The sequence below is a fragment of the Parasutterella excrementihominis YIT 11859 genome (assembly GCF_000205025.1).
Lineage (GTDB): Bacteria > Pseudomonadota > Gammaproteobacteria > Burkholderiales > Burkholderiaceae_F > Parasutterella > Parasutterella excrementihominis.
The window spans coordinates 88,876-98,915 of record NZ_GL883691.1 but is presented as its reverse complement, the minus strand read 5'-3'; the positions used below and the strand labels follow the sequence as shown (position 1 = coordinate 98,915).

At 46.7% G+C, this 10,040-nt stretch carries 7 protein-coding genes; 5 read left to right on the top strand and 2 right to left on the bottom strand.

What is annotated here, in order from left to right; genetic code table 11:
• Nucleotides 1–701, bottom strand: a 701-nt coding sequence (locus HMPREF9439_RS13430; RefSeq protein WP_008863846.1) for an RNA 3'-terminal phosphate cyclase, incomplete at its 3' end; no start/stop codon positions are given.
• Nucleotides 702–867: 166 nt separating this feature from the next.
• On the opposite strand from HMPREF9439_RS13430, the gene rtcR reads away from it, so the two are divergent.
• The 3 genes from rtcR to amrS all read left to right on the top strand — a co-directional run bounded on the left by rtcR (nucleotide 868) and on the right by amrS (nucleotide 4,860).
• Complete coding sequence (gene rtcR / locus HMPREF9439_RS04195; protein ID WP_008863845.1) at nucleotides 868–2,460, top strand: RNA repair transcriptional activator RtcR; 1,593 nt, start codon at nucleotides 868–870, stop codon at nucleotides 2,458–2,460.
• Nucleotides 2,461–2,582: 122 nt separating this feature from the next.
• Nucleotides 2,583–4,013: an AmmeMemoRadiSam system protein A gene (gene amrA, locus HMPREF9439_RS04190; protein WP_008863844.1), complete on the top strand. Its 1,431-nt coding sequence runs from the start codon at nucleotides 2,583–2,585 to the stop codon at nucleotides 4,011–4,013.
• A 1-nt stretch (nucleotide 4,014) separates the two neighbouring features.
• Nucleotides 4,015–4,860 (top strand): AmmeMemoRadiSam system radical SAM enzyme, encoded by an 846-nt coding sequence (amrS, locus tag HMPREF9439_RS04185; RefSeq protein WP_008863843.1) that lies wholly within the window; start codon nucleotides 4,015–4,017, stop codon nucleotides 4,858–4,860.
• A 20-nt stretch (nucleotides 4,861–4,880) separates the two neighbouring features.
• On the opposite strand, the gene HMPREF9439_RS04180 is transcribed toward amrS, so the two are convergent.
• Nucleotides 4,881–6,551, bottom strand: coding sequence for a putative transporter (locus tag HMPREF9439_RS04180; RefSeq protein WP_008863842.1), 1,671 nt, complete (start codon nucleotides 6,549–6,551; stop codon nucleotides 4,881–4,883).
• A gap of 652 nt (nucleotides 6,552–7,203) precedes the next feature.
• Between HMPREF9439_RS04180 and HMPREF9439_RS04175 the strand changes: the two genes are divergently transcribed.
• The gene (locus HMPREF9439_RS04175) at nucleotides 7,204–8,721 is read left to right on the top strand and encodes an FAD-dependent oxidoreductase (protein ID WP_008863841.1); all 1,518 of its coding nucleotides are present in this window, start codon (nucleotides 7,204–7,206) and stop codon (nucleotides 8,719–8,721) included.
• Nucleotides 8,722–8,960: 239 nt separating this feature from the next.
• Nucleotides 8,961–10,016: an acyl-CoA--6-aminopenicillanic acid acyl-transferase gene (locus HMPREF9439_RS04170; RefSeq protein WP_008863840.1), complete on the top strand. Its 1,056-nt coding sequence runs from the start codon at nucleotides 8,961–8,963 to the stop codon at nucleotides 10,014–10,016.
• Nucleotides 10,017–10,040: the final 24 nt, after the last annotated feature.

The window sequence follows — 10,040 nt, the reverse complement described above, 5'->3', positions numbered from 1 at the left end:
AAGCCTCGGCCTTTAGGCCGAGGTAGTTGACACGGAATCATGTTTCTCATCTTGCTGAGTTCTTCTCGGATCAGCTTTGCAATCTTGAGCGTGGTTTTCTCCGGAAACTGAGTCGTGACGATCTGAATGAAACACTTCCGCGGTGTCTCTTTGTTCATCCAGTAAACCGGCATGAAGGTGTCTTTTCTGCAACAGTCGACCTTAACTAATCCTCCGCCGATTCGGAAAAATCCTGCTCTCGCAATCTCAGCTTGGATTGAGTAACCCATCTGGTTCATACGAGGAACAAGGGTTTCTGCAAAAAATTCCGCTGTCGGAGCTTGCGGCGTATATGTTCCGCCGGCGACAGAAATGTGAGATTTCATTTTCTGTACTGCTAACGGAAGAAGCACGCTTTGAAGGACCAGCGAGACACTCCCTCCTGTGTCCACAGCAAACTGATAAGTTCCTGCTTTAATCTTTTTAGGGATAAAGAGAAGATCCTCTGAACCGAGTTCAGCACCTTCAAGTTTTGCTCCGCAAATTTCGGCAGTAGCTAAAACACCGCAAAGATGCTGTCTGCGCAGACCGGATTGGTTGCGATCCTTTCGAATGGAGTGCATTTCGAATGGTTTTCCGAGAATGGCAGAAAGCGCTAAAGCGGAACGAAGAATCTGGCCGCCCCCGTGGCCGATGCTTCCGTCGATTTTTAAAGTTTCCATTTTGTTTTTTCCTTTTTACTATCTGCCATTCTTACTGCAAGAGCCGTGCCAAGTTTTCAATATTTCGATAAATCAAATAATTATCGATAAAGAGAAAATCAAACGTAATTCTAGCCTTATTAAAAACTATAATTTTATATAACTTTATATAAAAATTTATAGTCCAATGAAAAAGAAAATTGTCGTATTAGGCTTTCTGGGAACGAATCTAGATCTAGGCGGAAAGGCTCGCTGGGGACGTTGGCGTCCGACGATTTCTTTAGCTCAACAGGACGACCTTCTTGTAGATAGGTTCGAATTGTTTTATGAAAAGAACTTCTTGGACCTAGCTCAGCTGGTTCAGAAAGACTTTCAGCAAGTCTCGCCCGAAACCGAATTCAATCTCCGCGAAGTTGTTCTAAAGGATCCCTGGGATTTTCAGACAGTCTACAGCGGGATCTTCGACAATTTAAAAGACTATAAATTTGATACGGACAATGAAGAGTATTTGGTTCACATCACGACAGGTACTCATGTCATTCAGATCTGTCTCTTCCTTCTGACCGAATCACGCCATATTCCGGGAAAACTTCTCCAAACACACATGCAGAAATCTCGGAATCCGAACGGAACCTATACGATCATCGATCTTGATCTTTCCAAGTATGACAAGATTGCCGAACGATTCCATCAGGAGCAGAAAGACGGTATTCGATTTTTGAAGTCAGGGATTGAAACTCGGAATGCCAAATTCAATGAGATGATTCGTGAATTGGCAACGGTCAGCGTCAAATCTAAGGCACCTATTCTCCTTACCGGCAAAACCGGCGTCGGCAAAACCAAGATGGCTCGCCTCGTTTACGAGTGGAAGAAGCAAAAACGCATGGTTAGTGGCAATTTTGTAGAACTCAACTGCGCCACTTTAAGAGGCGACGCCTGTATGTCTGCACTCTTCGGCCATGTCAAAGGTGCATTTACCGGCGCCGTTGAAAATCGTAAGGGCCTGCTCAAAGCCGCTGACGGTGGCCTTCTCTTCCTCGATGAAATCGGTGAGCTCGGACTGGATGAACAGGCGATGCTGCTTGGAGCCCTGGAAGAAAAGCGGTTTTTCCCGTTGGGTTCCGACAGCGAGGTCACGAGCGACTTCCAGCTGATTTGCGGTACCAACAAAAATCTTTCCCTGATGGTTAAAGAGAAAAAGTTCCGTGAAGACCTTCTCGCCCGTATTCAGCTTTGGTCATTCAACATTCCTTCGCTGAAAGACAGACACGAGGACATTGAACCGAACCTGGATTATGAACTTCAGCAGGTTTCATTAACTACCGGAAATCTGTTTAGTTTTAACAAGGAAGCTAGAGAAAAATTTCTTTCTTTATCCAATTCCTCTGAAGCCTTATGGAAGTCGAACTTCCGGGACTTGTCCGGTGCGGTCACGAGAATGTCTACGCTTTCGGAAGGCGGGCGAATTACCGAAAGTGATGTCGAATCCGAATGGAATCGACTGCTCAGGCAGTGGTACCCGGAAGGACAAACAGAAAGTGAGAAACCTTCTCTGCCGCCGGTTCTTTCCGAGGAGCAATGGAAAGAACTCGATCTCTTTGACCGTTGCCAGTTAGAAAAAGTCATCGAAGTTTGCCAATCCTCCAAGAATCTCGCTGATGCCAGCCGTAAACTTTTCGCTCACTCACTTTCAGAAAAGAAGTCAACGAATAACTCAGATCGACTGAGAAAGTACTTAGCTAAATTCGGTTTGAGCTGGACTGATTTACATAAGGATTGATTTACCGAGTTAGGAGAGGACAAAGACTTATCGACTTAGATCCTAAACCACGGAAAATTTACTCAATCTGGCTTTCCTCCGGCTCAGATTCGTTTCTTCAAGTCCATACTTGAAAAATCGCAATGAAAGAACGACCTGCCATTGGTTCGTTCAAGGGAGTCAATGAAATGCCAGTACTCGCTGCCGTCGCCGTACCTCATCCGCCGCTTATTATTCCTGAAGTCGGCAGAGGCGAAGAAAAAAGAATTCAGCACACCATCAATGCCTACCAACAGGCTATGCGGTTTTTAGCCCGCTTTAAACCGGACACTGTGGTTCTGACGACTCCGCACACCGTGATGTATGCGGATTATTTTCATATTTCTCCGGGCAAGAGCGCCTGCGGCGATTTATCTCGCTTTAATGCTCCTCAAGCAAAAGTCGAAATTCCCTACGACGAAGATTTCGTTCATCAGCTTGAAAGCTACTGCCAGGAGCATCATATGCACGCAGGCACTTTAGGCGAACGCGATCCTTCTTTGGACCATGCCACCGTGGTTCCGCTTCTCTTCTTAGAAGATTATCTGAATGATTTTGAGTTGGTCAGAGTCGGTCTGTCCGGCCTTTCAATTGCCGATCACTATCGTTTAGGCGAAGCGATTTCTGCTGTTGCCGATAAAACCGACAAGCGTGTCGTGATGATTGCAAGCGGTGACTTGTCTCATAAACTCACCGCCGAAGGTCCCTACGGATTCTCGCCGGAAGGCCCTAAGTTCGATAAAGAACTGATGGAATGTTTTGAAGACGCCGACTTCCTGCGCATGATGACCATCAAGCCGGAAATCTGCGAATCGGCTGCCGAATGCGGCCATCGTTCCTTTGTCATTATGGCCGGTGCCTTTGACCGCAGAAACGTTGACGCTCACGTTCTGTCTTATGAAGGTCCGTTCGGTGTTGGTTACGGCGTTGCCACCTTTGAAGGCGAAGGTTCTGATTCGGATCGCGATTTCTTGGACAAGCTCGAAGCTATTGAGGATAAGGAATATCACGAGAGACTCGACAAAGAAGATCCGTATGTAAAACTGGCTCGTTTGAGCGTTGAAACTTTTGTGAAGACCGGCCAATACGCTCCTCTTCCGAATAATCTTCCGGCCGACATGATGGATAAAAGAGCCGGTGTGTTTGTATCTCTGCACGAACACGGACGTCTGAGGGGATGCATCGGTACAACAGAACCGACTCAAGCCAATATCGCGCTCGAAATCATCGCCAACGGTGTTTCTGCCTGCTCTCGAGACCCGCGCTTCCCGCCTGTCCAGCCTGAAGAGCTGAAATATCTTGTTTACAAGGTTGATGTCCTGGAACCGGCTGAAAAGATCTCGTCTGAAGACGAACTCGATCCGAAAGTTTACGGCGTCATCGTTGAAAAAGGAAGCCGCCGCGGCTTGCTCCTGCCGGATCTCGAAGGCGTGGACTCGGTTGCTCAGCAAGTCAGCATCGCCAAACAAAAGGCCGGTATTGCTGAAAACGAATCCGTTCAGCTTTATCGCTTCAAAGTCGTAAGACATTCCTGATATGAACCGTGAACAAGTTCTTTGTGACGTTTGTCCTAAGTTCTGTAAGCTGAGAGAAGGTCAGATCGGCTTCTGCAGAGCAAGATCCAATATCGGCGGGAAGATTGTTCCTATCAATTACGGACAGGCGACTTCCCTAGCCTTGGATCCCATCGAAAAGAAGCCGCTGATGCGTTTCTGCTCCGGAACTTATATCCTTTCTTACGGCAGCTACGGCTGCAACCTGCGTTGCCCGTACTGCCAGAATGCGTCGATTTCGATGGCGGGACCCGACAACTGCCCTCACCGCTTGATTACGCCTGAAGGCCTGACGGATCTTGCCGTTGACTTGAGCAAGCAGGAACCCAGAAATATAGGCGTTGCATTTACTTATAACGAACCGACGGTGTGTTTTGAATTTATCCGGGACACATCGAAACTTCTCCATGAAGCCGGACTGAAATCCGTGGTTGTAACCAACGGAGGCCTCGTTAGGAAGTATGCCGATGAACTTTTGCCGCACGTCGATGCTTTGAATATCGATTTGAAAGGATTTTCAAACGAGTTTTATCGGTACGTTAAGGGCGAATTCGACACCGTTAAGGAATTTATCAAAGCTGCGGTCGAACACAAATGTCATGTAGAGCTCACCACACTCGTGATCCCGACAAAGAACGACGATCCGGAAGAAATAGGACGGGAGGTTGAATGGATCGCTTCCATATCGCCTGAGATTCCTCTGCATTTGAGTCGGTTTTTCCCGCGATATAAGGTCGATGATCTGCCGCCTACTCCTGCTGAAACCATCTATCGGCTGAAGGATATTGCTGAGAAGAAGCTGAAATACGTATACACCGGAAATCTCTAACAGCTGTCGGGGGTTTTTGTTCAAGCCGTCCAAAGAAGCATTAGCAATACTTGTCCAGAGATAATTCTCAAGAACATGGCTAACGGATACACAGTTGAATAAGAAATTAGAGCTATACCTTTGTCCGACAAACTGGAAGCAAATCCTAACAGGGAGGTATTGGTTGAACATCCGGCTAAAAGACCCGCAATCGAATGGAAATTCATGTGGTAGCGGGTTCTTGCCAAAATACCGACCGTTGCCAACGGAATGATGGTGATCGGCAGGCCCAAAGCGACGTAAAAGAAGCCGCTTCCATTGAGAAACGAATTGAAGAAAGGCTCCCCGGCCGCCAACCCTACGCTGGCGAGGAAAAATGCCTGTCCCCACTCTCTAAGCATGAGATTGGCGGAATGAGTCGTGTAAGTGACTAAATGGAACCTCGGTCCGAAGTAACCGAGAAGAATGGCAGCGATCAGAGGGCCGCCCGCTAAACCCAACTGAATCGTGACCGGCATATAGGGAAAAGCAATCGGAAAGGCTCCGATAATCACACCGAAAGCCAAACCGGCAAAAATTGCCACCACGTTGGGTTTTTCCAGCTGCTTCTCTCGATTACCCATCAATGCTGCCAAACGGGCAATGGCATTTTTAGGACCTACGCAGCTTAAAGTGTCCCCCAATTGGAGGCGAAGCGTGTTGTAAGGAAAAAATGTGACGCCTGCTCTCGTTACTCGAGTGATGTTGACTCCGTCAAATCTGGACAGATGGAGATCCTCAATCATCACTCCGTTCATTTTGCTGTCAGTCACTCTGATTCTTTCGTTACGTATCGGCGAATGAGCGGTGGCAAGGTCAATGGATGGATCTTCTTCTCCGCAAAAGGCACAAACCGCAGTCTTATGTTCTGCATTGGAAACAATTCGCAGACGATCACCCAAATAAATATAGCTGTCGGCGGTAGGACTGGTAATCGTGCCGTTATGCATAACTCTTGAACAGATGAAGGGACGGCCGATTATTTCCCTGATTTCTCTCAAGGTAATGCCTTGAAGCGCTTTATTTGTTGTTTTAACGTGATAGTAAATCGGAGCTCTGTTCTTAACCTGCTGAGCTTCCTCCCAGTATTTGTCCTCCTGGGCTAAATTAACCTCAAATAACTTCTTCAGACCAAGAATGACGCCTATCACAGAAAGGATCGCAAACGGATAAGCGCAGGCATACCCGACAGTAATATCCTGCTTGGAGCCTAATGACTGAAGAGCCTCTTGTGTTGCACCGAGGCCGGGCGTGCTAGTGACAGCCCCAAACATGATGCCTAAGATCTCGGGAAGAGAAATACTGCTCGAAAATATGAAATACAGTGAGATCGTAATCAAAAGACTTAATCCGACAGCGAGCAACATCAAGCCGGTCAGCTCGAATCCGCTGCTCTTAAACGTCGCAAAGAAAGACGGACCAACCTGCAGTCCGATAAAGAAAACAAAAAGAACCAGTCCGAAATTTCTAAAGAATGCCATCATTCCCGGGTCCACTTTGACACCGGCATAACCCACGATCAAACCGACAAACAAAACACAAGTTGCGCCCAATGAAAGCCCGAAGATTTTTTTGCGCCCAAGACAAATGCCCAAGGAAATGATGACACTGTAGACAAGGAATCCGTGCGCGAAGGATGAAGTATCAAAAATGAGCGACAGCAGCCAATTCATGACGGTTGATTTTTATGGAATTTGAGGTTTCCAAAATCATAAAAAAGTTAATCTCCAAAAACAGAACCAAAACTTAGGATTTCCCTTACATTGCTCTGATTTAAATCAGCCGCCTAATGTTCTTTCTTATGGCTGCAAGCTTCGTTGTCCAACGAGATGACTCGATTTCGAAGAATCTCTTAACACCCCCTCTAATTTTGAATTCCTGTTAAGAGAGTTTCGCAATTACATTCGCTCGAAAGTAATTCATTATTTACTTTTAATAATAAGTAAAAAAGTGATGTTGTGATAATCATGGGGATAAAAATTACTAAAATTTTTATCTTATTGATTTTTAGTATTTAATACTTGAAATTGATACGAGTGATATATATCAATTTTGTTGATACATAATTGATACTAAGAAAATCATTAAAGGATCAGCATCTATTCAAGGATTTTTTGGACTTCTTCTCCTCTAACCTCTGTCTTAAAGCCACGACCAACTTCTTCTCTTCAGTTTCCGGCTTTTAGCCTCAAAAAGCGTTAACCACTTAACTAAATTGACGGCAATCACTTCCTTTCCTTTGAAAGTGTTTCCCATTGAACACTTCATTTTTTCTGCTTTTGTTAACCTGCAATCATCTCAAGGAATCTACAAGGAGCATCAAAAATGAGTTCACCCGCAATCAAGTTATTGACTGCCTCCGTCGTCCTTTGCTTCGGCTGCGCTTCTTTTGCCGCCAATCAAACGATCAATACGGACTTAGTCGTTGTCGGCGCCGGTTCTGCCGGCCTCTCTGCTGCCGTTCAAGGCGCAGAACTCGGCAAAAAAGTCGTTCTTCTTGAAAAAAATCCGTACGTCGGCGGCAACTCCCAGCACGCCGAAGGCTTGTTTGCCGTAGATTCCGAATGGAACCGCTTACGCAGCGATCCTTTGACACGCCAGCAGGCTTATGAAGCCTTTATTAAAAAACAGAACCATTTAGTCGATCCCTACAAGAACAAGGATTTCGTCGAAGGTTCCGGTGAAAACATCTCCTGGCTCGCCTCTCACGGAATTGAATTTGAAGTCCGCCGCGAAACACCGGACAAAGACAACACCTGGCACATCATCAAGAACTACAAAGGCACCAACCACGGCGCCGGCCTGATCAAAGGCATGAAAGATGCCGCCGATAAATTAGGCGTCACAACGATGGTTTCTACGCCTGCAACCGACCTCATTACCAAGGACGGTAAAGTCGTCGGCGTTGTTGCCAAAGATGCCAAAGGCAATACTTATACCATCAACAGCAAAGCCGTAATCTTGGCTTCCGGAAGCTTCGGTGACGATCCGCAGAAGGTTAAAGAATGGGGGCATCGAGATCCTGAAGGCTGGAAGAGTTCCGTGCCTATCAACAAGACCGGTGACGGAATTGTGATGGCCACTAAGATCGGTGCAGAAAGAGGCCCGGTCAGCTTCATCGGCCACCTTGGTACAGAAGGTAAAGGCATTAAGTTCCTCAGCAACCTTTATGCCGTTTCTTGGCAGCCCTTCAACCTCTGGGTCAACTCCGACGGCCAGAGATTCACAGACGAATCTACCAGCAACGCTTTCAGCGAAGCCGCCAACGGCATTTATGCTCAACACGACCATTATGGCTGGGCCATCTTCGATACCAATACAATCGACTACTGCATGACCAAGGGTATTGATTCGGGCATCGGCGTTTTGGTACCGGTCGGCACACAGCTCAAGAACCTCCAGCAGGACATCAAAGATGCATTAGCAGTAGACAGCGACGGTTTCAAAGAAGCCGACAGTATTGCTGAATTGGCTAAGAAGATCAACGTTCCTGCCAAGAACCTTGAAGCAACGGTCGCCGAGTACAACAAGACCTGCGAACTTCAGCACGATCCGATGTTCTTGAAAGATCGCCGCTATCTGAAACCGATCAACGGCAAGAAGTACTACGCTCTGAAGCTTAAGTCTTACTTCTTCAGCGCCTACGGCGGCTTGGTCACGAACAGACAGCATCAAGTTCTGGATACACATCACAAACCGATACCCGGACTCTATGCTGCCGGCTTGGAAGTCTCCAATATGGTCGGACCGACCTACCCTGACTTCTTCTCCGGCCACGCATTTGGATTTGCTTCTTATTCCGGACGCCATGCCGCAATCAATGCTGCAGAAACAATGAAATAGTCTCTTTATTCTCCTTTTGAATCGATAATTGTCTGCCCCGGGTTTCTCTATGAAATCCGGGCTTTTTTGTCTTACAACAATCTATGAAGCTATTTTCCATCCTGTTTTCCGTCCAATAGAAGCGATCGAATAGATCAAAGCTATAGAAAACCAGAGCTTCTTTGCCTATATTTGGTTACAACCATTGACATTTAACCTCCTCTGACAAACAATTGTTAGTAAAACCATGGAGGAGTTATATGTCAGGTTATCCTTTCCTCACCTTGACCGGTACCGCTAGAGAACGCGGTTATCAATACGGAAGTCAAGTCCCAGAACTCATCAAAAAGAATATTGCTTTCTATCGAACCATGTTCGAAGGATTCGGCGTACCTTGGGAAACCGCCGGGAAAATCTCTAAAAAATTTGAACCGTTTATTCGAGATTACTATCCGGAAGCTTTAGAAGAGATTTCAGGCGTCGCTGAAGGAGCCAACCTCTCTTACGAAGATATTCTGACTATCAACTGCAGAAGCGAGATTTTGTTTGCGAAACCCGACGGCTGCACGACCTTCGGAATCTTGCCGGAACAATCCTGCGACGGCCATACTTATCTCGGTCAAACTTGGGACTGGCTCAAACCGGCTCGCGACACGACGGTCATTTTGGAAGTTCATGTTGAAGGACAGCCGAAGATTTTGATTGCAGTTGAAGCCGGCATTATCGGCGGCAAAGGCTTGAACTCCGAAGGTGTTGGTGTCTGCCTTAACGCTTTAAGTACTGGCAAAGGCGGATTGGGCGTTCCGCTTCACATCCTTTATCGGGCTATCCTTGCCCAAACAAATACCAGTAATGCTTTAGAAGCAGTGACTCAGCCTCAGCGCGCAGGCTGCGGCAACTTTGCCATCGGCTCTGCTCAAGGCTTCCTGATGTGCGTCGAATACACTCCGGAAAACTTTGACGTACTGATGCCGATTGACAAGCCGATGTGCCACACCAACCACTATCTGTCTCCGCTCTTTAGACCGCAGGATACGTTCAAACGGGATTTGACGGAAACATTTGTCCGCTTGAATCGTCTGGAAAGACTCGCTTATGGTCTTAAACGCCCCTTCACTCAGAAGGATATGTGGAGAATCTTGTCCGACCACGCTAACTATCCGGATTCCATCTGCAGTCATCAGGATCCGAAGGATCCGGTCACAAGGAGATTCTGCACGATTTACACATTGGTGATGGACTTGAACGAAAGGACATTCTGCATTACCGAAGGCGAACCTTGCGATCAAAAGATCTCTAGCTATGTATTGAAGTAGAAAAGAATAACTAAGAATTATTCG